Origin of the sequence: Nonomuraea sp. NPDC052634, assembly GCF_040678535.1 — a bacterium.
In the GTDB taxonomy this organism is placed as follows: Bacteria; Actinomycetota; Actinomycetes; order Streptosporangiales; family Streptosporangiaceae; genus Nonomuraea; species Nonomuraea fastidiosa.
Genome location: NZ_JBFATY010000002.1, coordinates 530,818 through 556,274 on the forward strand (window position 1 = coordinate 530,818; position 25,457 = coordinate 556,274).

General features: G+C 70.6%; 22 protein-coding genes and 1 pseudogene. 6 read left to right on the top strand and 17 right to left on the bottom strand.

The features are described from left to right. Nucleotides 1–87 precede the first annotated feature (87 nt). The 3 genes from AB0K67_RS15085 (at nucleotide 88) to dacB (ending at nucleotide 3,862) form a co-directional block, all read left to right on the top strand. Nucleotides 88–1,449, top strand: coding sequence for an MFS transporter (locus AB0K67_RS15085; RefSeq protein WP_364058995.1), 1,362 nt, complete (start codon nucleotides 88–90; stop codon nucleotides 1,447–1,449). A 129-nt stretch (nucleotides 1,450–1,578) separates the two neighbouring features. Next, the gene (locus AB0K67_RS15090) at nucleotides 1,579–2,127 is read left to right on the top strand and encodes a DUF1707 and FHA domain-containing protein (protein WP_364058998.1); all 549 of its coding nucleotides are present in this window, start codon (nucleotides 1,579–1,581) and stop codon (nucleotides 2,125–2,127) included. 190 nt (nucleotides 2,128–2,317) lie between these two features. Further along, a complete protein-coding gene (gene dacB, locus AB0K67_RS15095) occupies nucleotides 2,318–3,862 on the top strand; it encodes a D-alanyl-D-alanine carboxypeptidase/D-alanyl-D-alanine-endopeptidase (protein WP_364059001.1) in 1,545 nt (514 codons plus the stop codon). Nucleotides 3,863–4,291: 429 nt separating this feature from the next. Here the strand turns inward: dacB and AB0K67_RS15100 are convergent, their stop codons facing one another. From AB0K67_RS15100 to AB0K67_RS15115, 4 genes are read right to left on the bottom strand one after another with little or no spacing between them, the layout of a single operon-like run. Beyond that, nucleotides 4,292–5,071: an ABC transporter permease subunit gene (locus AB0K67_RS15100; RefSeq protein WP_364059004.1), complete on the bottom strand. Its 780-nt coding sequence runs from the start codon at nucleotides 5,069–5,071 to the stop codon at nucleotides 4,292–4,294. After that, nucleotides 5,068–5,820, bottom strand: a complete 753-nt coding sequence (locus AB0K67_RS15105) for an ABC transporter permease subunit (RefSeq protein ID WP_364059007.1) — start codon at nucleotides 5,818–5,820, stop codon at nucleotides 5,068–5,070. The genes AB0K67_RS15100 and AB0K67_RS15105 overlap by 4 nt, the downstream gene beginning before the upstream one ends. A gap of 13 nt (nucleotides 5,821–5,833) precedes the next feature. Continuing rightward, on the bottom strand, nucleotides 5,834–6,583 hold the full coding sequence (locus AB0K67_RS15110; protein WP_364059010.1) for an ABC transporter ATP-binding protein: 750 nt from the start codon (nucleotides 6,581–6,583) through the stop codon (nucleotides 5,834–5,836). Further along, nucleotides 6,580–7,635, bottom strand: coding sequence for an ABC transporter substrate-binding protein (locus AB0K67_RS15115; RefSeq protein ID WP_364059013.1), 1,056 nt, complete (start codon nucleotides 7,633–7,635; stop codon nucleotides 6,580–6,582). Before AB0K67_RS15115 ends, AB0K67_RS15110 begins: the two co-directional genes overlap by 4 nt. A gap of 217 nt (nucleotides 7,636–7,852) precedes the next feature. Between AB0K67_RS15115 and AB0K67_RS15120 the strand changes: the two genes are divergently transcribed. Next, nucleotides 7,853–9,040, top strand: a complete 1,188-nt coding sequence (locus tag AB0K67_RS15120; protein WP_364059015.1) for an amidohydrolase family protein — start codon at nucleotides 7,853–7,855, stop codon at nucleotides 9,038–9,040. Here the strand turns inward: AB0K67_RS15120 and AB0K67_RS15125 are convergent. Continuing rightward, nucleotides 9,005–10,159: a helix-turn-helix domain-containing protein gene (locus AB0K67_RS15125; protein WP_364059018.1), complete on the bottom strand. Its 1,155-nt coding sequence runs from the start codon at nucleotides 10,157–10,159 to the stop codon at nucleotides 9,005–9,007. The two genes, AB0K67_RS15120 and AB0K67_RS15125, sit on opposite strands and share 36 nt — an antisense overlap. Before the next feature lie 88 nt (nucleotides 10,160–10,247). Here AB0K67_RS15125 and AB0K67_RS15130 point away from each other — a divergent pair, with 88 nt between their 5' ends. Continuing rightward, nucleotides 10,248–11,174: an adenosine deaminase gene (locus AB0K67_RS15130; protein WP_364059021.1), complete on the top strand. Its 927-nt coding sequence runs from the start codon at nucleotides 10,248–10,250 to the stop codon at nucleotides 11,172–11,174. A gap of 69 nt (nucleotides 11,175–11,243) precedes the next feature. On the opposite strand, the gene AB0K67_RS15135 is transcribed toward AB0K67_RS15130, so the two are convergent. The 11 genes and pseudogenes from AB0K67_RS15135 to AB0K67_RS15185 all read right to left on the bottom strand — a co-directional run bounded on the left by AB0K67_RS15135 (nucleotide 11,244) and on the right by AB0K67_RS15185 (nucleotide 22,139). Next, a complete protein-coding gene (locus tag AB0K67_RS15135) occupies nucleotides 11,244–11,486 on the bottom strand; it encodes a hypothetical protein (RefSeq protein ID WP_364059024.1) in 243 nt (80 codons plus the stop codon). Between the two features lie 245 nt (nucleotides 11,487–11,731). After that, on the bottom strand, nucleotides 11,732–12,499 hold the full coding sequence (gene map, locus AB0K67_RS15140) for a type I methionyl aminopeptidase (RefSeq protein ID WP_364059027.1): 768 nt from the start codon (nucleotides 12,497–12,499) through the stop codon (nucleotides 11,732–11,734). An 81-nt stretch (nucleotides 12,500–12,580) separates the two neighbouring features. Continuing rightward, nucleotides 12,581–13,303, bottom strand: a complete 723-nt coding sequence (locus AB0K67_RS15145) for a siderophore-interacting protein (protein ID WP_364059030.1) — start codon at nucleotides 13,301–13,303, stop codon at nucleotides 12,581–12,583. 46 nt (nucleotides 13,304–13,349) lie between these two features. Further along, a complete protein-coding gene (locus AB0K67_RS15150) occupies nucleotides 13,350–13,880 on the bottom strand; it encodes a PadR family transcriptional regulator (protein ID WP_364059033.1) in 531 nt (176 codons plus the stop codon). 10 nt (nucleotides 13,881–13,890) lie between these two features. Next, nucleotides 13,891–14,202 carry a zinc-binding dehydrogenase gene (locus AB0K67_RS15155; RefSeq protein ID WP_364059573.1) on the bottom strand — a complete coding sequence of 104 codons (312 nt, stop codon included), beginning with the start codon at nucleotides 14,200–14,202 and terminating at the stop codon, nucleotides 13,891–13,893. Continuing rightward, entirely contained in the window at nucleotides 14,199–14,591 is a 393-nt protein-coding gene (locus tag AB0K67_RS15160) for a hypothetical protein (protein WP_364059036.1), read from the bottom strand. The genes AB0K67_RS15155 and AB0K67_RS15160 overlap by 4 nt, the downstream gene beginning before the upstream one ends. Before the next feature lie 269 nt (nucleotides 14,592–14,860). Continuing rightward, nucleotides 14,861–15,844 (bottom strand): ketol-acid reductoisomerase, encoded by a 984-nt coding sequence (ilvC, locus tag AB0K67_RS15165; RefSeq protein ID WP_364059576.1) that lies wholly within the window; start codon nucleotides 15,842–15,844, stop codon nucleotides 14,861–14,863. Between the two features lie 23 nt (nucleotides 15,845–15,867). Beyond that, nucleotides 15,868–16,392: an acetolactate synthase small subunit gene (gene ilvN, locus AB0K67_RS15170; RefSeq protein ID WP_364059039.1), complete on the bottom strand. Its 525-nt coding sequence runs from the start codon at nucleotides 16,390–16,392 to the stop codon at nucleotides 15,868–15,870. Nucleotides 16,393–16,452: 60 nt separating this feature from the next. Then, nucleotides 16,453–18,198, bottom strand: a pseudogene (locus tag AB0K67_RS15175) (acetolactate synthase large subunit); the annotation flags it as partial. A gap of 198 nt (nucleotides 18,199–18,396) precedes the next feature. Further along, nucleotides 18,397–21,030, bottom strand: coding sequence for a GGDEF domain-containing protein (locus AB0K67_RS15180; RefSeq protein ID WP_364059042.1), 2,634 nt, complete (start codon nucleotides 21,028–21,030; stop codon nucleotides 18,397–18,399). 227 nt (nucleotides 21,031–21,257) lie between these two features. Further along, entirely contained in the window at nucleotides 21,258–22,139 is an 882-nt protein-coding gene (locus AB0K67_RS15185) for a 2-hydroxyacid dehydrogenase (protein ID WP_364059045.1), read from the bottom strand. Nucleotides 22,140–22,204: 65 nt separating this feature from the next. Between AB0K67_RS15185 and AB0K67_RS15190 the strand changes: the two genes are divergently transcribed. Continuing rightward, nucleotides 22,205–23,272, top strand: coding sequence for a PQQ-dependent sugar dehydrogenase (locus tag AB0K67_RS15190; protein WP_364059048.1), 1,068 nt, complete (start codon nucleotides 22,205–22,207; stop codon nucleotides 23,270–23,272). Nucleotides 23,273–23,440: 168 nt separating this feature from the next. Here AB0K67_RS15190 and AB0K67_RS15195 read toward each other — a convergent pair whose 3' ends face one another. Further along, nucleotides 23,441–25,438: a VanW family protein gene (locus AB0K67_RS15195; RefSeq protein WP_364059051.1), complete on the bottom strand. Its 1,998-nt coding sequence runs from the start codon at nucleotides 25,436–25,438 to the stop codon at nucleotides 23,441–23,443. Between the last annotated feature and the right edge of the window lie 19 nt (nucleotides 25,439–25,457).

A 25,457-nucleotide genomic window follows, 5' to 3' on the forward strand; every position in this document is an offset into this window, starting at 1 on the left:
CACCACCGGACCGGGGCCGGTTGATTCAGGCCGTTACCGCGAAACTGGGCCCTCCCCAACAAGGCCTCGCTCGGATTCAATGAGGTAATGATCACACCGGGCGCGGGCGAGGCCACCGTCCCGAAGGGCGTGCGGTTCGGCTACGGCATCGGCTCCTTCTGCACCGCCACCGTCAACACGGTGCCCGGCCTGCTGCTGCTGTACTACATGACGAACTTCCTGGCCGTGCCGGCGTGGCTGGCCGGCGTGGTGGTGACCGCGCCGAAGGTCTGGGACTTCATCATCAACCCGCTGGTCGGCCGCTGGTCGGACCGGACCGTCTCGCGCTGGGGGCCGCGCAGGCCCTGGCTGCTCGCCGGCGCGTGCACGATGCCGGCCGCGTTCTTCCTGGTGTTCGCCGGTCCCCCGCTGTCCGGGGTGCCCGCCGCGCTGTACGTCGGCGCCTGCTTCCTCGCCACGGCCACCGCGTACGCGCTGTTCGAGGTGCCGTACAAGGCGATGCCCGGCGAGATGACGCACAGCTACCACGAGCGCACGTCGCTGCTGCAGTGGCGGATGGTCTTCATCGGCGCGGCCACCGCGATCAGCGGCGTGCTCGCGCCGGCGATCGCCACCGGCGAGGGCGAGCACGGCACGCTGGACAGCTACCGCATGATGGGGCTGACGATCGCGGTCATCATGCTCGTGGCCATGCTCGCCTCGTTCTTCGGCACCGCACGCGCGCCCATGACGGGGGCGCCCGAGCCCGATCGCGGCGGATGGCGCGAGCAGTTCGCGGCGATCAAGGGCAACTCGGCGTTCCTGTGGCTGACCGTGCTGTCCTGCACGCAGATGCTGGCGGTCAGCATGATGCTGGCCGCGGCGCCGTACTTCGCGACGTACACGCTGGGCGACCCCGGGGCCACGCAGACGCTGTTCGCCGCGCTCGTCGGGCCGATCCTGCTGACCATGCCGCTGTGGGTGCGCCTCGCCAAGCGCCTCGACAAGCGCGGCGCGATGGTGCTGGCGGCGCTGATGTACGGAGGCGGCACCATGGCCGCGCTGGCCACGCCCATGTTCGGCTCGCCGTGGGCGCACGGCTGGATCCTGCTGGTCGGCATCGGCTACGCCGGGCTGCAGCTGCTGCAGTTCTCGATGCTGGCCGACGTGATCGCGACGGACGCGGCGGCGTCCGGCAAGCGGCGGGCCGGCGTGCTCACCGGGCTGTGGACCGCCATCGAGAGCGGGGTCAGCTCGTTCGGCGCGCTGATCTTCGGCGTGGTGCTGTCGATCGGCGGCTTCATCGAGTCGGAGCCGAGCCGGCCGGTCGAGCAGCCGGAGAGCGCGCTGAGCGCGGTCCTCATCGGGCAGACGCTGATCCCCGCACTGATCATCTTCGCCTCGGTGCTGATGACGCTGAAGTACCGGCTCAAGCCGCCCGCCGTACCTGCCTCCGCGACCGCCGAGTGACCGTCACCGCGGGGCTCCGGCACGTCCCAGCGGGGCGGGCGGCGCGCCGGATGGCCCCTGTCCTGGGGCCATTTGCAACCGATCCCCGTATTCTGGACAGCAACCGAGGTTCAGGCCGATACTCGCTCTATGAGCTCCACTCATCCGCCTTTTCGCGCCTCAGATGGGGAACGTGACCGTGCGATCGAGGAGCTCAAGCACCGCGCCGTCGAGGGCCGCATCTCCCATGACACCTTCGTGGGCCGGGTCGATCAGGCACTGCGCGCGCGTAACCGGCACGAGCTCGATGAACTCGTGGCCGACCTGCCCAGGCGGCCCACTCTCCGGCAACGGCTGACGGACGCGGTCGCCTCGCTGTCGGAGTTCACCACCAAGATCCAGGCCGCGTGGCGGCGGCCCCGGCTGCCCCGCCTGGCGCTCCCCGACGACGACCGCGAGCGTTACGTGGTCGGGCGCGGGTCCTCCTGCGACCTCGTGCTCACCGACCTGACCGTCTCCCGCGTGCACGCCGAGCTGCGCCGCGAGGGCGACGGCGCGTGGATGCTGGTCGATCTCGGCTCGCTCAACGGCACCCGGCTCAACGGGTGGCGGCTGGTGGGGCCCGCGCGGGTGAAGTCGGGCGACGAGGTGGCGTTCGGCGACTGCGGCTTCCTGCTCACGGCCGAGCGCCCATCCTGACACGTTCTCAGCCGTCTGTCCTGACGCGCCGGACGGCGCCGTTCCGGCGTGTTGAGAAAAGAGCCGTCCGTACGCGGCCCGCCCGTTCTCACAACGCCGCCACAGCCGATAAATACGTGTATTTGCGGATTACAGGCTGCCTGCGGTGATTCATGCTCTTCTGGCGATTCCCCAGTCACTTGGAGACCCCATGCGGCGCACCTCAGCCTCACTCATCGCGGGCGCGCTCGTCGCGGCCCTCGCGTGGGCGTCAGCCCCCTCCTCCCCCGCCATCGCACGCGACCCCGACGTGGGCGTGGCGGACCTGACTCAGGACATCAACCAGATCCTCAGCGACTCCCGGCTCACGATCGCCCGCGCGGGCGTCGTGGTGAAGAGCGCGAAGACCGGTGAGGAGCTGTACGCCACCGACGCGGGCAAGCTGCTCATCCCCGCGTCCAACACCAAGCTGTTCACCTCGGCCGCCGCCGCGGAGACGCTCGGCCTCGACTACCGCTTCACCACCAGCGTGCTGAGCACCGGACGCAAGGCGGGCTCGGTGCTGACCGGCGACCTGGTGCTGCGCGGCACCGGTGACCCGACGATGCTGGCCGAGGACTACGACGCGCTGGCCGCCCAGGTCGCCAAGGCCGGCATCAAGGTCGTCACCGGCAAGCTGGTGGCCGACGACACCTGGTTCGACGCGCAGCGCCTCGGCAACGACTGGGCCTGGGACGACGAGACCGCCTACTACGCCGCCCCGATCTCGGCGCTGACCGCCGCGCCCGACCGCGACTACGACGCTGGCTCGGTGGTCGTGGCCGTCTCGGCGAGCGGCGGCAAGGTCAAGGTGTCCACGACGCCGGAGACCGACTACCTGAAGATCGTCAACAAGGCGACGGTCGGCGACTCGACGAACGTGCTCATCGAGCGGCAGCACGGCACCCGCACGGTGGTCATCACCGGCACGGTGAAGGACCCGTACCAGGAGTGGGTGGCGGTCGACGACCCCACCGCGTACGCGGCCTCGCTGTTCCGCGACGGCCTGAAGCGGCACGGCGTCAAGGTGCTCGGCCCGACCACGACCGGCGCGGCCCCGTCGGGCGCCAAGGAGCTGGCGAAGCACGAGTCGATGACGCTCGGCGAGCTGCTGGTGCCGTTCATGAAGCTGAGCAACAACATCCACGCCGAGATCCTCACCAAGGCGATGGGCCGCAAGGTCGCGAACCAGGGCACGTGGTCGGCCGGGCTCAAGGTCACCACGGACTTCGCCAAGGCGCACGGCGTCGAGGTGATCAACATGCGGGACGGCTCCGGCCTGTCGCGCCGCGACGGCTTCTCGCCGGCCTCGATCGTGCAGCTGCTGTCGGCCGTACGCGACAAGCCGTGGTTCGGCACCTGGTACGAGTCGCTGCCGATCGCCGGCAACAGCGACAGGTTCACCGGCGGCACGCTGCGCAGCCGCATGCAGGGCACGCCCGCGGCCGACAATGTGCACGCCAAGACCGGCTCGCTGACCGGCGTCACCTCGCTGTCCGGTTACGTCACGAGCGCGGACGGCGAGCCGCTGATCTTCTCGATCATGCTGAACCAGTACCTGTCGGGCTCGCCGAAGGACATCGAGGACAAGATCGCGGTCCGGCTGGCGCAGTTCTCGCGTACGGCGGCGGTCGATGAGACCGTCCAGCTCCGTGCGACGGAGGCGCCGCAGGCGGGCGAGCTGGAGTGCTCCTGGCTCAAGCCGGCCTCCTGCTGACGGCCGGCCGACGGCTCCTGGCAGCCGTGCACGGGCCGATTCCACGGCCGGTGCACGGCTGATCCATGACCGGCCCACGGCCGGCGCACGACCCCGGCGTTTCCCTGACGCGCGGGAGGCCGCCGGGGTTTACCGAGATCAGGCGGTATGTCATCACGATTCGGCCACTTGGAGCTCCAAGTTAGTCGGCCATTTGCCTACAAACGCGGCTCAGTCAGGACAGAATTCGTGATTGAGCGCCAACGCCGCCCGCCTCAGGCGCTCGTACGGACCATGGGAGCGACAGGGCTTCACCGGCCACCCCGAGCCGGTCTCCCACCGCACGCCCGCAGCGCTCCCCTTCGGGCGGACCCGGCCGCGCCTCCCCCCGCACACAGGACCGCGGCCGGGTCCGCATAACACGAGCCAGGTTCGCGATCCCGGCGAAGGTCAGTCCTGCGGCCGGTCCGAGAAGCGGGCGAGGACCAGCGCCTCGACCACGCCGACCGCCGCGTACGCCAGGATCGACACTCCGGTGACCACCACGATGTCCGCCCACACCTCGTCGTAGCGGAACCCGCCGATCGCGCGCAGGATCTCCGCGCCGATGCCCTGGCCGGTGGCCAGCCACTCGGCGATGAGCGCACCGATGATCGAGGCGGGCACGGAGATCCTGGCCGAGGCGAAGACCGAGGGCATCGCGGTCGGCACGGCCACCTTGCGCAGCACGGTCATCCGGGTGCCGCCGTACGCCATGATCAGATCGGTGGCCTGCGGCGAGGCCGAGCGCAGTCCGAAGGCGATGTTCACCAGCGCGGGGAAGAACACCACGATGCCGCCGATGACCGCCACCCCGAGCAGCTCACGGCCGAAGATCAGCGTGATCAGCGGCGTCATGACCACGAGCGGCACCGAGCGCAGCAGCATCGCGACCGGCATGAACGTCTGCTCGACGGTCCGGAACAGCACGAACAGCACGGCCACGACGCTCGCCGCGACCATGCCGGAGACGAAGCCGGTGGCCGCGTCCCTGATCGTGATGCCGAGCGCGCCGAACACGGCGTCCCGATGCTCCTGCGACGACGTCAGGTACTCCCACACCTGCGGCGGCCGCTTGCCCACCAGCGGGCTGATGCCGAACGCCTCCAGCGCCAGCCACCACGCGGCCACGACGATGACGACCGAGGGCACGAGCGGGCCCACGATCCGCAGCACGGTACGCCCGATCACCGCTGGGCCTCCCCTCTCGACCACGGCGTGACCACGCGGGCGACGAGCGCGACGATCGCGTAGCCGAGACCCGCGATCAGGCCGGCGACCAGCGCGAGCCCCCAGGTGCGCGGCACCTGGAACTGCTGCTGCGAGATCATCAGGGAGACGCCGAGCCCCTGGTCGTTGCTGCCGAGGTATTCGCCGATGATGGCGCCGAGCAGCGCGGACGGGGCCGAGATCTTCAGCCCGGCGAACGTGCTGGGCAGCGCCGCGATGACCTGGACGTACCTGAGCCTGGCCAGGCGGCCGCCGCCGTAGACGGTGATGAGGTCGAGGCTGGCCCGGTCGGCGGAGCGCAGTCCGAGCAGCGCGCCGATGAGCGTGGTGAAGAAGACGGAGATGGCGGCGAGGAACACCACGGTCGCCTCGCCGCCGAAGACGACGAGCACGATCGGCCCGATGGCGAGCAGCGGGATGCAGTAGCTGATCACCGCGAGCTGCGTGGCCACGGCCTCCAGCCTGGGCACGAGCAGCACCAGCAGGGCCACGGCGATGGCCAGCCCATTGCCCCACAGGAAGCCTTGGACGGCGGCCGACAGGGTGGCCGAGGCGTTGGGGCCGTAGAAGGACCAGCCGTCTTCGGCCATGGAGGCGACCACCGCGGCCGGGGTGGGCACCGCTCCCCCGCCGGCGAAGACCGTGGCGGCCAGCAGCCACCACAGCGCGACGAGGACGACGACGCCGATCAGGCCCTGGATCCGTCTCATGAGCCCTGCCCTCTCAACCGTGCCCGAACAGCAGGTCGCTGAGGTGGTCGTGGAGTGCGTGGAACTCGGGCGTGCGCATCATCTCGGGCGTGCGCGGGCGGGGCAGGTCGATCTCCACCAGCTCGATCACCCGGCCGGGGCGCGGGCTCATGACGGCGACCACGTCCGAGAGGAAGACCGCCTCGCCGATGCCGTGGGTGACCATGAGCGTGGTGGCGGGCTTCTCCGTCCAGATGCGCAGCAGCTCCAGGTTCAGGCGCTGGCGGGTCATGTCGTCCAGGGCGCCGAACGGCTCGTCGAGCAGCAGCACGCTGGGCTTGACCACCAGTGCGCGGGCGATCGAGACCCGCTGGCGCATGCCGCCGGACAGCTCCGACGGCCGTGCCTTCTCGAAGCCTTCGAGCCCGACCAGCTTGATGAGGTCGTCGATCACGCCGGGCTCCGGCTTGATGCCGGCGACCTCGAGCGGCAGCCGGATGTTGGCCGCGACGCTGCGCCAGGCGAGCAGCGCGGAGTCCTGGAAGGCGATGCCGAGCTGGTGGCCCTTGCGCAGCTCCTGCGGCGTCAGGCCGTTCACCCGGATCTCGCCGGTGGTGGGCTCCTCCAGCCCGGCGAGGATGCGCAGCACCGTGGACTTGCCGCAGCCGGACGGGCCGAGCAGCGACAGGAACGAGCCCTTCGGCGTCTGCAGATCGACGTCCTGGACGGCCGTCAGTCCCTTGCCGAAGGTCTTGCTCAGCCCGGTGATGCTGATGCCGCTCATGACAGCTTCAGGCTCGGGTCCGCCTGGTAGACCTCGTCGAGGATCGACAGGTCGAAGAGCTGCTCGGCCTTGATGTTCAGCCCGGCCTTGGCCAGCGAGGCGATGTTCTGCTCGATCAGCTCGGGCGTCATCGTGAACAGGCCGTTCTGCTTGACGTCGGGGGTGACGACCAGCTCGTTCTGCATTTTGGCCTCTTCCGTCTGCTCCTTGACGTCGAGGTTCTGGTCCTTGCCGTAGACGGTGGCGGCCAGCTCGGCGGACTTGGCCGGGTCGGCGACGGCGTCCTTCCAGCCCTTGATCTCGGCGGTCAGGAACGCCTTGAGCTTGTCGCGCTCGTTGTCGATGGTCTCCTGGGTGACCGTGAACGTCTCGGCGACCAGCGGCAGCCCGGCGTCGGAGAGCAGCAGGTACTCGGGGTCGTGGCCCTGCATGCGCAGGTTGACCGGGCCGCTGGTGACGAAGCCGACGTAGCCGTCGAGCTGGCCGGAGGTGAGCATCGACGGGTCCGACTGGAACGGCACCCTGGTGACGCTGGAGGCGTCGAGGCCGTTGGCCTTGAGCAGCGCGTTCCAGACCAGCTCGTTGGAGTCCTGGACGCCGATCCGCTTGCCGGCGAGGTCCTTGGCCTCCTTGATCGGGTTCTTGCTCAGCGAGATGATCGCGAACGGGTTCTTCTGGAACGTCGCGCCGACGATCTTCAGCGGGGCGCCCTGGAGCACGGCGGGCGCGGTGATCGTGGGCGCCGACAGGCCGGCCCAGCAGCGGCCGGTGGCCAGGCCCGACTCGACCGAGGTGCCGGAGCCGCCGCCGGACAGCAGCTCGACCTGCGTGAACCCGGCCGCCTTGTAGTAGCCGTTGGTGTCGGCGAAGTACTCGCCGGCGAACTCGACGTTCTTCTTCCAGGAGAGCTGGAGCTTGACCGCGCCGAAGCCGTCCCCGCCCGAGGAGGAGCCGGACGTGGCGGTGCCGTTGTCGCCGCAGGCGGCCAGACCGAGCGCAAGACCGGCCAGACCTGTCGTCCGCAGGAACGCGCGACGGTCGAAGGTAGCCATAATTCTCCTTGAACGGCAGTGAACCAGCAGGTCAGGACGGTATCTGTCGATTATTACCAAAGTGTGACGGTCATTTCGGACGATGGCCGCGAAATCCTGCCGTATGCGCATATCGCCGGAAAACCGCTGGCCGTCCCTGTAGGTCCCTACGAGAGCGCCCCGCGAGGACCGTAGATCCCTCCAGCCGCCCGGCCGCTCCGGTACCGTCGAACGGAAGATGAGACTCGACGGAATCCCCCTTTGGGACGGTACCGAATTCCGCGGCCCGGTCGACCTGACATGGGAGCCCGACCGGATCACCGGCATCGACGCCGCCCCCGCCGGACACGCCGACCTGTGCGTGCTGCCCGGCCTGGTCGACACGCACGTCCACCTGGTCGGCTACGCCGGAGACGGCGAGCCGCCCGACTTCGCCACCTGGCCGCTCACCACCACCCGCGACGAGCAGGTGCTGCACGGCGTCGCGCACGCCCAGAAGGCCATGCGCCACGGCGTCACCACGCTGCGCGACCTCGCGGGCGACGAGGCGCAGGTCGCGCTGCGGCGGGTCTTCGACGCCGGGGTGCTGCCCGGGCCGCGCGTCCTGGTGCACGGCGTGGTGGGGATGACCGCCGGGCACAACGACCTGTTCGTGCCGCCCGCCGTGCCGTCGCCGCTCAGGAAGCCGGTGGCCGACGGGCCCGACGAGTGCCGCAAGCTCGTGCGCACCTGGGCCAGGGCCGGCATGGACGGCATCAAGCTCACGACCAGCGGCGGCGTGCTGTCCATGGGCGATAAGAACGCCTGGCGCAACTACACCCGCGACGAGATCAGGGCCGTGATCGACGAGGCGCACGCGCTCGGCATGCCGGTCGCCGCGCACGCCCACTCGGAAGAGGGCATCCGCGTGGCCGTCGAGGAGGGCGTCGACTCCATCGAGCACGGCACGCTGCTCAGCCGCGACCTGGCCGAGACGCTGGCCGCCAGGGGCACGCCTGTGGCGCCCACGCTGCTCATCAACGAGGCCATCGCCGAGGGCCGGGTGCCGGTGACGCCGCAGGCCAAGGCCAAGGCAGCCGAGCTGGTCGCCACCCGTGACGTGCTGCTCGCCCAGGCCGCCGCGCTGGGCGTGCGGTTCGTGCTCGGCACCGACGCCAACGGCCACCACGTGCAGTTCGGCGACCAGCTCGCCGAGGTCGTCCGCATGACGCGCATCCTCGGCATGGACGCGGAGTCGGCGCTGCGCGCGGCAACCTCCGACGCCGCCGACGCGCTCGGCATGCCGGTGGGCCGGATCAAGGAGGGCCTGGGCGCCGACCTGATCGTGCTGCGCGGCCGCCCGTGGGAGAACATCGAGGACCTGGCCGCGGAGAACATCGTGGCCGTGGTGTCACGGGGCCGCGTCGTCGCGGGCCGGCTGCCCTGAGCCCTGCCCTGAGCGCAGGGCGAGATACAGGTCCGTACGGTCGCGCATCGACGACATGCGCCGCCCGGTCAGCTCCTCGATGCGCTGCATCCGGTAGCGCAGGGTGTTGACGTGCACGTACAGCTCGTCGGCGGTGCGCTGCCAGGAGCCGCACGTCTCCAGGAACGTGTCCAGCGTGCGCAGCAGCTCGGAGCCGTGGCGGGCGTCGTACTCCTCGACGGGGCCGAGCAGGTGGTCGCGGAACGAGCGGCGGGTCGCGGCGGGCAGCGCGGCGAGCAGCATGTCGAAGCTGTCGATGTCGGCCAGCGACATGATCGAGACGGGGCCCGGGCCGCCGCGCGCCGACTCCATGCCGCGCCTGGCCGTCTCCAGCGCCTCGCCGAGCTGCGAGACGCTGGCCGCCATCTCGCTGATCCCGGCGGCGATGCTGGTGCCGGGGCGGCCGGCGATCAGCGCGCGCAGCTCGTCGGCCAGGCTCTTGCGCGAGGCGCGGCCGTTGACCAGCACGATCGCCTCGTCCGGGGTGCCGCCGACGATCAGGTGGCGGCCCTTCCTCGCCAGACCCTCGTGCAGCAGCTCGGGCAGATCCAGCTCGGGGCCGCCGGTCAGCGTCACCGCCATGGCAGCGGTGGGCAATCCCGGGTCGGCTCCGAGCAGCCGCAAGTGGGCGGATACCTCGCCGGGCGGTATGCGGCCGAGCACGTCGAGCAGGGTCTGCGCCCTGGCCCGCTCGGCCCTGCGCTGCTCGGCGGCGAAGCCCTCGGCGGTCACCACCTCGGTGATCGCGCCGAACGCCTGGTCGGGGGCGGCGAGCAGAAGCGGCAGGCGGCGCCGCTCGCACGCCTCGACCAGCTCGGCCGGCAGCTCGCCGAGCACGACCAGGCCGACGACCAGGCCGGCGGCGTCGCTCGCCCACAGCGCGTCGGCGAAGCGCTCGCAGTCGGAAGGCTCGGAGTACCAGACGCCGCTGGTCAGCACGAGGTCACCGGAGCGCAGGTAGCGGCGGGGATCGGGCAGGTCCGTCGGATAGGCCCTGAGGATCTCTCTGCCGAGCGCGTCGGAGCCCGTCACCAGCGTCAGCCGCAGGTCCTCGCGTGCCAGCAGATCCTCCAGCCTCATGAAATCTGATGTTATGCCAGGTCAACACGTGAGAGTTCAGAGGTTCGCACGATACCTAGGCCCTGACAGGTCCTGTTTACTCGTGGGCATGCGTCCCAAAGCGGAACTCCACCTGCACATCGAGGGCACCCTCGAACCGGAGCTCGTCGTCGAGCTGGCCAGGCGTAACCGGATCGAGCTGCCGACGTACGACGTGGAGGCCATCCGCGCGCGGTACTCGTTCGCGAACCTGCAGTCGTTCCTGGACGTGTACTACGAGAACCTCGCCGTGCTCCGCGCCGAGCAGGACTTCTACGACCTGGCCGCCGCCTACCTGCGCAGGGCGGCCGCCCAGGGGGTGCGGCACGCGGAGATCTTCTTCGACCCGCAGGCGCATCTGAGCAGGGGCGTGCCGCTTGACGTCGTCTTCGGCGGGCTGTCCGCCGCGCTCAAGGACGGCCCTCTTTCGGCGGCGCTCATCCTGTGCTTCCTCCGCGATCGGGGGCCGGAGGAGGCCGAGCAGGTGCTGCGGGCGGCGCTGCCGTACCGGGAGCACTTCATCGGGGTGGGGCTGGACTCGGCGGAGGTGGGGCATCCGCCGTCGCTGTTCCGCCGGGTGTTCGAGATCGCCGGGGGCGAGGGGCTGCACCGGGTGGCGCACGCGGGCGAGGAAGGCGGGCCCGACTACGTGTGGGAGGCGCTCGACGTGCTGCGCGTCGAGCGGGTGGACCACGGCATCAGGGCGATGGAGGATCCGCAGCTCGTGGCCAGGCTACGGGAGGAGCGGATCCCGCTGACGGTGTGCCCGCTGTCGAACGTGCGGCTGCGCGTGGTGCCGTCGCTGCGCGACCACATCCTGCCCGCGATGCTGGACGAGGGCCTGCTGGTGACCGTCAACTCCGACGACCCGGCCTACTTCGGCGGCTACGTGGAGGACAACTACGCCGCGTTGCGGCGGGAGCTGGGGCTGAGCGAGGAGCAGCTCGACGCGATCGCGCGCAACTCCTTCGAGGCGTCGTTCGCGTACGAGGGCTGAAGCCACTCCCGGGACAAGGCGAAGGGGCCCGCCCTCGGCTGGGCGGGCCCCTTGTGCGTCCGTTTCTCGTCAGGCGCTCAGCACGCGCGAGAGGAGCTGGTTCAGGAGGTCCAGGTCGAGGAAGTCGTTGTCCTCACCGAAGTTGTTCCACTCGCCGAAGTCCCATGTGGCATCCTTGCCGTGGTTCGGGCCAGGAAGGATGCGAGCCTGAGACGACTCGGCCGTGACGACGGGCGACGCGGCGAGCGCGGAACCTCCGAACATGACCATCCCGCCGACGAGCCCGGCCAGGACGAGTCCCTTGCGATACATAGTGTTTCCCCCTGATACCTCTCGACTACTCTCCGTAGCTACCGGAGGAAGATCTGCCCCTCGCCCAAGTTCGACAAACGCCCATATTTTCGCTGTTGACCAGGCCGAATACGGCGTCTGGCCGAACGGATACCCTCGGTCGCCTTACTTGACGAATCAGTGTGCCGCGCTGAACGCGGGCGGCCTTTGAGCTTGCCCGTCCATGACCGGCCCGCGGGGCCCGCCGAGCCCGTACAAGCGGGGTTTCACGGACAAGTCAGCACGACCGGTCCGTCCTCCGTGATGGCGACCGTGTGCTCGACGTGAACGCTCCTGCTGCCGTCGCCCGAGCACACCGACCAGCCGTCGTCGGCCATGTAGTAGTCGTCGCGGCCACCGGCCATCAGGCTGGGCTCGATCGCGATGACCAGGCCGGGCCGCAGCCGCAGCCCGCGCCCACGAGGTGCCACGTTGGGCACGAACGGCGACTCGTGCATGGCCCGGCCGATGCCGTGGCCGCCGAAGTCGTTCTGCATGCCGTAACCGGCGCCGCGGCCGACCGTGGCCATCGCGTGACCGATGTCGCCCAGCTTGTTGCCGGGCCGGGCCGCTTCGATGCCCGCGGCGAGCGTCTCCTCGGCGACCCTGATGAGCTTGAGGTCCTCGTCGCGCGGCGTGCCGACGGTGAAGCTCACCGTGCCGTCGGCGTGCCAGCCCTCGACGAACGCCGCGCAGTCGATGCTGATCAGGTCGCCGTCGCGCAGCCGGTACGGCGTCGGCAGGCCGTGCAGCATCACCCCGTTGACGGAGGTGCAGATGACGCCCGGATAGGGCGTCGCACCGAACGACGGGTGGTAGCCGAAGAACGACGCCCCAGCCCCCGCCTCCTCGATGACGGTCCTGGCCACCTCGTCCAGGTGCTTCAGCGTCACTCCGACGCCGGCCTGCTCCCGCGTCGCCGCGTGCACGGCGGCCACGACCCGGCCCGCCTCGCGCATCGCGGCTATCTCCCCGGCTGACTTGAGCTCGATCACGGCCCCTCCTCGTCGATAACTATACCGGTATTTTTATCACGCCCAGCGGGCGCGGCGACACCGGGGAGGAGCGCGATGCGGTCAGTCCATCCCCCTCCTGCCGGGCGTCCAGAAGGGCTTCGTCCGCACGTCCCTGCGCTGCCAGCCGCGCTCTGTCACCAGGTGAGCGCGGATCGCCTGGATGGTGCGGGCCTCACCCGCCAGGTAGGCCACGCCCGGCTCGTCCGGCAGGTCCAGCTTCCTGACCGCCTCCAGCAGGGTCTCGGACGAGGCCGCCGGAGCGCCGTTCCTGCACACCGTGACCAGGCCGCCCGGCAGGTCGAGGTGGTCGCCCGGCCCCTCGGCCTCCACGGCCCCGTAGACCCTGGCGTCCTCGGGCAGCGCCCGCAGCATCGCCCCGAACGCCACCGAGGCCGTCTCCTCCCCCGCGAACAGGTGGTACGGGGCATCGGGACACAACACGAAGGCGCCTTCCGGGCGGGTGAAGGCGACCTCATGGCCGGGCTCGACGCTCCTGACCCAGGTGGTACCTGGCGCGTCGCCGCCGTGGTCGTACCCGATCAGCTCGATCGACTCCCGCTCGGGGTCGAGCCGCCAGACCGAGTACGTCCGCAGCACGCCGCCGAGCACGCTCCCGCCGCCGACGAGCACCCGTACGTGCCGGCCCGGAGTCCAGCTCAGGCCGGCGATGCCGGCACCGGCGATCCTGATGCGCCGCATGCGCGGCGCGACCTGCTCGGTCTCGGCGACCCGTCCCTTGACGAGCCACGGGTCGAGCAACCTGCGGGCGAGCGGGCGGCTCATGACGACCTCCGCTTCGGGTCGGGCAGGCGGCGGGCGAGCGGATGCCTCATGACGACCTCCGCTTCGGGTCGAGCTCCTCGATCCTGCGGCGGGCGTCCGTGAACACCTCCAGCACGCCCTCGATCACCCGGGAGTCGCCGTGGGCGTGCGCGAGCGTCTTCACCGCCGCCTTGACCAGGCGCAGCGCGGGGCCGATGATCTCGGCGGCCTCTGGCTCGCCGAACATCCCCCACTGGCCCCTGCTGGCCGCGCGGCCCCACAGCCGCTCGATCTCCTCCCGCTGCTCCTCAGCGACCCGCAGGCCCTCCTCGGTGGCGTGGTACACCCTGCGACCCCCTCCGGCCTCGGCACGGACGAGGCCCTCGTCCTCCAGGAGCTGGAGCGTGGGGTAGATGGAGCCGGCGCTGGGCTCGTAGGTGCCGTTGAAGCGGTCGGCGAGACGGGTCATGACCTGGTAACCGTGACCGGGCTGCTCGGCGATCAGGGCGAGCACGGCCAGGCGCAGCTCGCCTGGCCCGAAGAAGCGGCCCGTGGGGCCGAGCCCGCCCGCGCCCGGATTGCGGCGCGCGTTCATCATGCCTCGGATGCTATATCGAACGATATATCGCCGTAAAGACGTAATAACTCGACTTCCGGAGAACGAGCACCTTGCCGCCGGCGTGACCGCCCTCCACCTGGGCGATCGCCGCGGCGGCCTCCTCCAGCGGACAGGTGCGATCGATGCCCGGGGTGATCGCCCCTGACGCGACCGGCCCGCGCGGCGTCGCGAGGTCGGCGGCGTTCTCGCTGGTGACGAACGTGACGAAGCGGTGGCCAGCGAACCGCGAGGTGAGGTGCCCCGCCACCATCCGCCCCGCAGGGCCCAGCCGGCGGCCGTCCGACCCGCTGTCGGGGATCAGCGCGCCGCCCGGCGCGAGAGCCGCCTGCTCGTATCAGCCCCGGCGGCATCGCGGCCAGCGGGCCGCCGGCGGGCACGGTGACGCGCTCGGCGAACGCGCCCCTGCGGCACCCGAAGACCCGGTCGCCCGGCCGGCACGCTGACGCCCTTGCCCACCGCCTCGGCATCGCCCGCGAAGTCGTTGCCCAGCGTGAGGTCCTTCGGCCGGGTCAGGCCGGCGACGGCGCGGAAGACGGACGGGCTGTCGCGCATCAGGTGCCGGTCACCCGGGTTGACCGCGGCGGCGCGCGCTCTGACCAGCACCCCGCCATCGCCGGGCGCGGGCGTGGCGACGTCGTGCAGCTTCGACGACCTCAGGCGGGCCGTAAGCGCGGCAGGAATCTCTGGCATGTGACGACTTCACCTCTCCGTGGTCCGGCGCGAGCGGGCACGAAAAAAGCGCGGCGGGCGAGGGGTTCTCCCCCTCGCCCGCCGCGCTCAGCGGTTTCACGAGGCCACCCGCGGGCCACCGGCGGGCCGCTCGCGGGCCCGGCGGTAAGACCGGGCGCCAAGGCCCGGCGACATCGCCGGGCGCGTGGCCCCGCGCGCAAGGCGCTTGACGGCGCTTGGTGAGGCCGGCGAGGCTCAGGCGTCAGCCACCCCGCGCCGGCCGCCCCTTCTCAGCCCTTGAGCCAGCTCATCATCGGGCGCAGCTTGGCGCCCGTCTTCTCGATCGCGTCCTCGGCGAGCTCCTCGCGGTAGCGCTTGAACTCCTTCTGGCCGCTGTCGAACTCGCTGACGAGCTGGCGGGCGAAGCTGCCGTCCTGGATCTCGCCCAGGATGCGGCGCATCTCCTCGCGGGTCTGGTCGTTGATCACGCGCGGGCCGCGGGTGTAGCCGCCGTACTCGGCGGTGTCGGAGACCGACCAGTACATCTTGGAGATGCCGCCCTCGTACATGAGGTCGACGATCAGCTTCATCTCGTGCAGGCACTCGAAGTAGGCGACCTCGGGCTGGTAGCCCGCCTCGATGAGCGTGTCGAAACCGGCCTTGATCAGCTCGGAGACGCCGCCGCACAGCACGGCCTGCTCGCCGAACAGATCGGTCTCGGTCTCCTCCTTGAACGTGGTGCGCAGCGCGCCGGCGCGGGTGCCGCCGATGCCCTTGGCGTACGACAGCGCGAGGTCGAGCGCCTTGCCCGAGGCGTCCTTCTCGACGGCCACGAGCACCGGAACGCCGCGGCCGGCCTCGAACTGGCGGCGCACGAGGTGACCGGGGCCCTTGGGGGCCACCATGCAGACGTCGACGCCCTCCGGCGCCTCGATGAGGCCGTAGCGGATGTTGAGACCGTGGCCGAAGAAGAGCGCGTCACCCTCCACCAGGTTCGGGGCGACGTGCTGGTTGTACAGGTCGCGCTGGACGTGGTCCGGCGCGAGGATCATCACGAGGTTGGCCTCCTCGACGGCCTCGGACGGGGTGAGCACCCGCAGGCCGTCGTTCTCCGCCTTCTCCCGGCTCTTGGAGCCCTCGGGCAGCCCGACGCGCACATCGACACCCGAGTCACGCAGGGAGAGCGCGTGGGCGTGGCCCTGGCTGCCGTACCCCAGCACGGCCACGTGACGTCCCTGGATGATCGAGAGGTCGGCCTGGTCGTCGTAGTAGATCTCGGTCACTTGCTAAAAACCTTTCAGGCGGTACGGTCCAGTGCCCTGAGGGACCGGTCGGTGATGGAGCGGGCACCGCGGCCGATGGCCACCATGCCCGATTGGACGAGTTCTTTGATCCCGAACGGCTCGAGGACCCTGACGAACGCCTCAAGCTTGTCGGGAGTGCCGGTGACCTCGATGGTCACCGCGTCGGCCGCCACGTCGACGCAGCGGGCCCGGAAGAGCTGCACGAGCTCCAGCACGTGGGAGCGGCTCTCCGCGTCGGCCTTGACCTTGATCAGCATCAGCTCGCGCTGCACCGACTGCGCGGGGTCCAGCTCGACGATCTTGAGCACGTTCACCAGCTTGTTGAGCTGCTTCGTGACCTGCTCAAGCGGCAGCTCCTCGACGTTCACCACGATCGTGATGCGGGAGATGTCGTCGTGCTCGGTGGGCCCGACGGCGAGGGAGTCGATGTTGAACCCCCTCCGGCTGAACAGCGCCGAGACGCGGGCGAGGACACCGGGCCGGTTCTCGACCAGCACCGACAGCGTGTGACGGCTCATCGCTCGCTCACCCTCCTTCGTGCGCCGCGCGGGCGCTGCGTCGTCGCGCCGGGTCCGCTCCTAGTCATCCTCGTTCTCCCACTTCGGCGCCATGTCACGGGCGATCTTGATGTCGTCGTTGCTCGTGCCCGCGGCCACCATGGGCCAGACCATGGCGTCCTGGTGGACGACGAAGTCGACCACGACGGGCACATCGTTGATCTCCATGGCCTTCTTGATCACGGCGTCCACGTCTTCCGGACGCTCGCATCGTAGGCCCACACAGCCATAGGCCTCGGCCAGCTTGACGAAGTCCGGGATCCGCCGGACCGTCTGCAGGTCGGTGTTGGAGTAACGCTCGTCGTAGAACAGGGTCTGCCACTGGCGGACCATGCCGAGATTACCGTTGTTGATGACCGCGATCTTGATCGGCACGCCTTCGAGCGCGCAGGTGGCCAGCTCCTGGTTGGTCATCTGGAAGCAGCCGTCGCCGTCGATCGCCCACACGGTGGCGTCGGGCCGCCCCATCTTGGCGCCCATCGCGGCCGGGACGGCGAAGCCCATCGTGCCGAGGCCGCCGGAGTTGATGAACGTGCCCGGCTTTTCGTAGTCGATGAACTGCGAGGCCCACATCTGGTGCTGGCCGACGCCCGAGACGTAGTAGGTGTCGGGGCCGACGATGGCGCTCAGCCGCTCCATCACGTACTGCGGGGCCAGCGAGCCGTCCTCGAACGGCTCGTAGCCGAGAGGGTAGGTCTCCTTGTAGCCGTTGAGGAGCTTCCACCACTCGGTGTAGTCGCCCTTCTGGCCGGACGCCTTGATCGCCGCGACGAGGTCGCTGATGACCTCCTTGGCGTCGCCCACGATCGGCACGTCGGCGTGGCGGTTCTTGGAGATCTCCGCCGGGTCGATGTCGGCGTGCACGACCTTGGCGTGGGGGGCGAACGTCGACAGGTCGCCGGTCACCCGGTCGTCGAAGCGCACGCCCAGGCCGATGATCAGGTCGGACTTCTGCAGCGCGCCGACCGCCGAGACGCTGCCGTGCATGCCGGGCATGCCCATGTGCTGCGGGTGGCTGTCGGGGAACGTGCCGCGGGCCATCAGGGTGGTGACGACCGGGATGTTCGTCAGCTCGGCGAGCTCCCGCAGCTCCTCCGACGCGCGGGCCTTGTGGACGCCGCCGCCGACGTACAGGACGGGCCGGTGGGACTCGGCGATGAGCTTGGCCGCCTCGCGGATCTGCTTGCTGTGGGGCTTGGTGACCGGGCGGTAGCCGGGGAGCTGCATGACGGGCGGCCAGCTGAACGTGGTCTCCGCCTGCAGCGCGTCCTTCGAGATGTCCACCAGCACAGGGCCGGGGCGTCCCGTGGAGGCGATGTGGAACGCCTCCGCGATCGTGCGCGCGATGTCACCGGCCTCGGTGATCAGGAAGTTGTGCTTCGTGATCGGCATGGTGATGCCGGAGATGTCGGCTTCCTGAAAAGCATCGGTGCCGATCATGGGCGAGGCCACCTGTCCCGTGATCGCCACGATCGGCACCGAGTCCATGAACGCGTCGGCCAGCGGTGTCACCAAATTCGTGGCACCTGGGCCGCTGGTCGCCATGCACACCCCGACCTTGCCGGTGGCCTGCGCGTAGCCCTCGGCCGCGTGACCCGCACCCTGCTCGTGGCGTACGAGCACGTGCCGGACCTTGGTCGAGTCGTAGAGGGGATCGTAGGCCGGGAGAATGGCACCGCCCGGGATCCCGAACACTATGTCGACTCCGACGTGCTCCAGTGCCCTGACCAGGGCCTGTGCACCTGTCATCCGTTCGGTCATCGGCTCGTTCCTTGCGTGGCTACTCGCTTAAGGACATAAAAAATGCCCCTTCCCACCGAATGGTGGGTCTGGGGCGGCGCGCAGGTCGTAGTGCTTCGCTATCGGCCTGCGCGCCGGCGAAGTACTACGAGAATCTCACTGCGGAGCATGGCCTACACGATAGCCGCTCCGAACGCCCCGGTGTCAACTTGGTGGACACATGTCTCAAACAGTGAGACTCGTCCGCATGAGCGAGTCGACGCCGCGCGCCGCCATCGGCCGCGCCACCAGGAAGCCCTGCCCCCTCGTGCAGCCCATCTGCTTGAGCAGTTCGAGCTGCTCGGGACGCTCGATCCCCTCGGCCACCACGATAAGCCCGAGGTCGTGCCCGAGCTGCACGATCGTGCGGGTGAGCAGGGTCAGCGTGTCGTCCTTGCCGAGCCCCGACACGAACGACGGGTCGATCTTGATCATGTCCACGGGGAGCTGGCGCAGGAAGGCCAGCGAGGCGTAGCCGGTGCCGAAGTCGTCGATGGCCAGCCGCACGCCGAGCGAGCGCAGCTCCGACAGCCGCTTGATCGTCTCCTCGGCGTCCTCGACCAGCATCTCCTCGATCACTTCGAGCGTGAGCGACGAGGCGGGAAGGCCGCTCTCGCGCAGCGCCTCCTCGACCGTCTCGACGAACCTGGGCGCCATGATCTGCCGCGCCGACAGGTTCAGCGACAGCCCGATGTCCCACGACGAGGCCCGCCAGGCCGCCACCTCCCTGCACGACTCGCGCAGAATCCACTCGCTCAGCGGCACGATCAGCCCGGTGTCCTCGGCCGGGCCCAGGAACTGCTCGGGCGGCACGAACACCGAGCCGCGCCACCACCGCACCAGCGCCTCCACCGCGGTCACCCGCGACGTCGCGAGGTCCACCACCGGCTGGTACTCGATGGCGAACTGCTGCTCGATCAGCGCCCGCTGCAGGTCGGCCGCCAGCTCCAGGCGGCGCACCACGTCGGCGTGCATCTGCGCGGCGAACACCTCGACCCGGCGTCCGCCCAGCTCTTTGGAGCGCGCCATGGCGACGTCGGCGTTGCGCATGAGGTCGCCGGCGGGCATGCCCTCCTCGGTGAAGGCCACCCCGACGCTCGCCGTCAGCGCCACGTCGCGGTCGGCCACCCGGAACGGCTCCTGCGAGACCGCGCGTACCAGCCGCTCGGCCAGATCGACCGCCACCTGCGCCTCGCCGCCGGTCTCCACCAGCACCGCGAACTCGTCGCCGCCCCAGCGGGCCAGCGTGTCGTCGGCGCGTACGGCGCTGCGCAGCCTGCGTGCCGCCTGCCCGAGCAGGTAGTCGCCGCTGGCGTGCCCCACCGAGTCGTTGACGGAGGTGAAGCCGTCGAGGTCAAGGAAGATCACCGCGACGTTGCCCGACGTGCGGCCCGACAGCACCTCCCTGGTGCGCTCCTCGAAGTAGGCGCGGTTCGGCAGCCCCGTCACGCCGTCGTGGAAGGTCAGGTGGGCCACCTGGTTGCGCAGGGCCTCCTCGTCGCTCACGTCGCGCGTGGTGACCAGCATCAGCTCGTCGCCGCCGACCTGGCGGGTGGCCACCGACTCGGTGGGCCGCCAGGTGCCGTCGGCCGCGCGTACCCGGCAGGCGATCAGGCAGGCGCCCGGCGTGGCCGCCGCCTCGTCGTCGAGCGTCAGGGCGCGCATGGCGACCTGGATGCCCGGCACGTCCTCCGGGTGGATGTAGTCGAAGATCGAGCCGCCCACGACGTCGGCGGGCTTGTAGCCGTACGTCGCCTCGACGCCGGCGCCGATCTCCCGTACGACGCCCTGGTAGTCGCAGGTGAACACCACGTCGCCGGTGCTCTCCGCCAGGTCCATGAGCTGGCGGCGGCCCAGCTTGACCTGGCCGCGCAGGCGCAGGTTGGTGGCCGAGGCGACGAACAGGCGCACCAGCAGGAGCAGCACGACCGAGGCGCTGAGCGCCGCGACGCCCGCGTTGGGCGGGTCGGGATGGCTGCCCATCTGATGGGCCGCCATCGAACAGACCGCCACCGCGACCAGCACCAGCGGCGCGAGGCCCACCGCGTGGCCCACGGCGGGACGGCCCGCCGCCCGGCCCTTCGGTCCCCATGGCACCGCGGCCAGCATCAGGAACGCGACCGGCGCGAGCATGACGCTCCACAGCTGCGGCTCGCCCTCCAGCAGCCGTCCCACGGCGGAGCCCACCGCGGCCACCGTCATGGTGACCAGCACGCCCAGCCCCGCGAGGCCGAGCAGCCACGACTGCGCCTTGCTGGTGACCACCGAGGGGATCACGGCGCACGTCACCAGCAGCGCGATCATCGGCGGCAGCATGGCCAGCGTGAACCCGACCGGGTCCGCGGCCTCCGCGTAGACATGCCGCAGCGCCGTCACCCACCCGATGAGCAGGAGGGACACGGCGCACAGGTAGGCGTCCGTGAGCTGCCGTAAAGCCGTCCTGGCCGGGAACCTGCGGTCGGCGGCGATCAGCGCGCCGCCGGCCGTGACCACGGTGCCGAGCAGGACGAACATGTCCGCGAAGTTGACCACGAACCCGTCGGCGAACGGCCGCAGGGTCACCCCGGCGGCCCAGATGACCGCGCCGCCGCCCATCCAGCGGGCGCTCGCCGCCGAGGGGCGGTGCGTCGCGGCATGTCGTACCGAGGCGATCAGCAGGGAGGCCGCGGCGATCAGTGCCGCGAGCCCGCCGGCGACCGCACCGGTGATCGTGGCAGGGGCCTGCGCCAGCAGGACGGTGGCGAACGCCACCGCGCCTGCCACCGCCGCGGCGGCCGGCGGCACCCGTGGATCACGCCAGCGGATCAAGTCGTTGCCCATCCCGTCTCGAACTCTGCACCCGCGACCGCCGAAGCCCGGACGATCACCTCTGCCAGTGTGTGCGGTCGTAGGTGCGCGGGTGGTGACAACGCCGATGTCGTCACCGATCTGATAACCAGACAGACCAATTGCCGCTGCCAAGAGATCCTTGACAGTGAGTCAGGAACTCCTGGCAAAGGTAACCGTACGCAGCTGAGGTCACGGACCAGCCACGTTCCGGAATCCTCTCAGTACGCGTCGGTTATGACGTTGACCAGCTCTTCACCGGCGAGGTAACGCTCCAGCTGGGCCCGGATGAGACGCAGCGTCCGCCGTTCGGACGCGGGGGTGCTGCCCGCGATGTGCGGCGTGATCAGCACGTTGGGCGCGCTCCAGAGGGGGTGGCCCTCCGGCAGCGGCTCCGGCGCGGTCACGTCGAGCGCCGCGCGCAGCCTGCCCGTCTTCAGCTCGGCGACCAGGGCGTCGGTGTCGACGATCGTGCCCCTGGCCGCGTTGACCAGCACGGCTCCGTCCTTCATGCGCGCGAGGAACGCGGCGTCCACCATGCCGGCGGTGTCGGGGGTGGCCGGCACCAGCAGCACCACCACGTCGGCGTCCGGCAGCAGGGCGGGCAGCTCGTCCATGGCGTGCACGCCGTCGCGCGCCCTCCTCGCCACCCGGACGACCTCCACCTCGAACCCCTCCAGCCGGCGCTCGAGCGCCGACCCGATCGAGCCGTAACCGACGATCAGCACGCGCGAGTCGGCCAGCACGTCGGTGTGGTGGTAGGTCCACTCGCCCCTGCGCTGCGCGTCCACGAAACCGGGGAACTCCCTGAGCACCGCGATCATCGCGCCCACCGCCCACTCGGCGGTGCCCGCGTCGTGCACGCCGCGCGCGTTGCACAGCACCGCGCCCTCCGGCATGTGCGGACGGTACGGCTCCACACCGGCCGTCACCGTCTGCACCAGCCGCAACGAGGTCATCCTGGCCAGCGTCCCCGGCACGTCGGGCACCGTGACCAGCGGCGGAACCCAGACCTCGACCTCCTCCACCCCCTCGGGCATCGGAGTCGTGCTGTTGTAGACGGCACATTCGATGCCGGGAAGGTCGGAAAGTGCAGCTGCCACCGATTCGGACGGAACCCAGGTCTTCATGCCGAGAACCTTACGACTGCGGGGGCAGGATGGAACACATGAGGAGGCTCTGGACGATCATGCTGCTGGCCGTTCTGACGGCGTGCCCGGCTCTCACAGCGTGCTCGGCGAGCGGCGGCGCGGTCAAGCCCACCGCGGCCGTGCAAGCCGATGCCGCCCCGGGCGAGCCGAAGGACGTCGCGACCGGGCTTTCCGTGCCGTGGGGGATCGCGTTCCTGCCCGGCGGCGACGCGCTCGTCACCGAACGCGACACCGCCCGGCTGCTGCGCGTCACCCCCGCGGGCCAGGTCACCGAGCTGGCCACCATCAGGGAGGCGCGGCCCGACGGCGAAGGCGGCCTCATGGGCGTCGCCGTCAAGGACCAGCAGGTCTTCCTCTACTACACCGCCGAGAACGACAACCGCATCGTGCGCTACCGCCTCGCCGGCGACGCGCTCACCGACGAGCGGCTGCTCGTCCGCGACATCCCCAAGGGCGGCATCCACAACGGCGGCCGGCTCGCCTTCGGCCCCGACGGCTTCCTGTACGCCACCACCGGCGAGACCGGCGACCAGGACCTCGCCCAGCAGCGCGACTCCCTCGGCGGCAAGATCCTGCGCATGACCGCGGACGGCGCGCCCGCGCCCGGCAACCCGTTCGGCACCCTCGTCTACAGCTACGGCCACCGCAACGTCCAGGGCCTCGCCTGGGACCCGTCCGGGCGCCTGTACGCCTCCGAGTTCGGCGCCAACACCTACGACGAGGTGAACCTGATCAAGCCAGGGGGCAACTACGGGTGGCCCGAGGTCGAGGGACGCGGCGACGATCCCCGCTACGTCAACCCCATCCTCACCTGGCCCACGTCGGAGGCGTCGCCGTCCGGGATGGCGTACGCCGGCGGTTCCCTGTGGGTCGGCGCGCTGCGCGGCGAGCGGCTCTGGCAGATCCCGCTGGGCGCCGATGGATCCGCCGGGTCGCCGGTCGCCCACTTCACCGACCGCTACGGCCGCCTGCGCGCCGTGGCCACCGCCCCCGACGGGTCGCTGTGGGTGGGGACCAGCAACAAGGACGGCCGCGGCTCCCCCCGTCCCGGCGACGACCGCCTCCTCACCGTCACCCCGTCCTGACCGCACCCTCCCTGTGGGAACCCGGCCCGTCCTTCCCGCTCGGGGCGTTCGTCGAACGCGTGACTTCGGGGTGATCGGCGGAGGTCCTTTCCGGTGGGGAGAAGGGGCGGCGGCTGAGGCCCTTCCGGCGGAACGGAGGGCCCTGGCTGAGATTCCTCCGTCCGCGCGTCAGCGGCCGGTGCAGACCGTTTGGGGGCGGGGGCGGTACTTGGTGGTGACCTTCTTGTCCTTCTTGACCACCTTGCCGTCCTTGTGGAAGACGCGGGTCACGTCGATGGTGAAGCCCTGCTCCCCCGTCGTCGGTACGCAGTCGGGCGCGGTGCTGACCTCGCGCCGGAACGGGGTGAAGTCCCGCCGCTCCGACTCCACCGCCTCGATTTTGTCGTACCGCTTGACCCCCCACAGCGTGACGGTGACCGACGTCGGGGTGGAGGCGGTCTTGATGAGCACGCCGTTCTCCGAGTCGTTGCGCCACTTGAGGTCGGGGTCCGGCCAGAGGAGCGTCGCGTCGCGCCCGGCGGGGTAGCGGGCGGAGTAGTAGTCCATGGGCTGGTGCTCGACGTCCTCGAACCCGGCGAAGTACGCCGCGTTGTACAGCGTGGTCGCGAACTGCCCGCCACCGCCGCCGACGACGTTGACCGTGCGCCCGCCGACGACCTGACCGGCCTGGACGTACCCCTCCTCGACGGTCCGCTCGCCGAGCGCCTCGTTGAGCGAGAACGTCTCGCCGGGCCGCACCACGTAACCGTCGAGCTTCTCGGCCATGCGCTTGATGTTGGTGACGCGCGGCTGGCAGCAGTCGAAGGTCGTGGTGAACGAGGCCGCGATCTCCTTGATGCCGAGCCCCTGGATGCGGGAGGTCTCGACGGTGGGGGCGACGGTGCCGAGGCGTACCGGGATGACCCGGCTGCCGCCCTGGTCGAACACCTTCTCGGCGTCCCTGGCGAGCAGCTTGTCGTTGACGCCGCGTCCGGGCCGCGAGGGCACGAGGACGGGCTTGCCGTTGACGATCTCGTACGTCGCGTCCCTGGGCTGCTGCGCCTCGTCCACCAGGTTGTTCTCGACCTGCCGCAGCACGGCCTTGGCGTTGAACCGCGGCACGAGCCGCCCTTCGCCGTCCACCTGGTACGTGAGGTTCGCCGCGATCATGGCCGGCGGGATCTGCACCTGCTTGGGCCCGAGGGTGAGCGTCAGCGGCGCGGAGACGGCGGCCCTGGCCTTGGTCAGCGCCTCTTCGACGGCCCCCGGGGTGGTGGCGGGCTTGGCGGGCCTGAGGGTGAGCACGACGTTGCCGCCGCCGTTGAGGAAGGCCTTGCTGATCCTGCGGATGGCGTCGTCGCGGTCGAGCAGCACGCCGTTCTCGGGCATGCGGGCGCGCGGCTGGAGCCCGTTGAAGACGATGCGGCCCTCGCGGGCGGGCTTGTCGACGGTGCCGGCGAGCCCTTCGACGGTCCTGGCGAGCTGGGCGGCGTCGAGGGTGATCTTGGGGGTGAGCTCGGTGGTGCCGGTGAGCCCCCGCCAGACCTCCTCAGGGGTGGGGAACCCGCTGGGCGCCTGCCCGATGGTGCCGACGACGTCGAGTTCGAGCCCGGCCTCGTCGGCCTGGATCGTCTCCTTCTTGCCGCCGATGTCCGCGATGACGGGCTTGCTGAGCTTGGTGGCCAGCTCGGTACGCAGCTTGTCGGCGGCCTTGGTCACCGTCAGGCCGCCGATGTCCACCCCGGCCACCCGGGTGCCGCGCAGCACGGAGCCGGACATGAGCACGGCAGGCACCACGTACGCGAGCGCGGCCAGGATCACGACCAGCGAGACGATCGCGGGCAGCAGCCGACGGCGCCGTGGCGGCTCGGGCTCTTCGAAGGACGACGGGCGTTCCGGCGTCCCGAAGACGGGCGCGGGTTGCGCGGGCTCCTTCTCGGAGGCCATGGGCCAGGGTTGCGCGGGCGGAGCGGCCGGTGGCAGCGCCCCGCCCTTGCCCGCCGTGCCGCCCGCGGCGCTCGGGCCTTGGGCCGGTCGGGTCTCCTGACGGTCCGGCGGGCCGAAGATGTCCCGGGAGACCCCGGGGGGCAGCCCTTCGATCCGCGGCTTCCTGGAGACCTTCGACGTGGGTAGAGGCACCGAGGCGAACGGGTCGGTCGGTGATTCGATCGGTCCGGCGTTTCGCACGCCTCAATCTCCTCCCGGT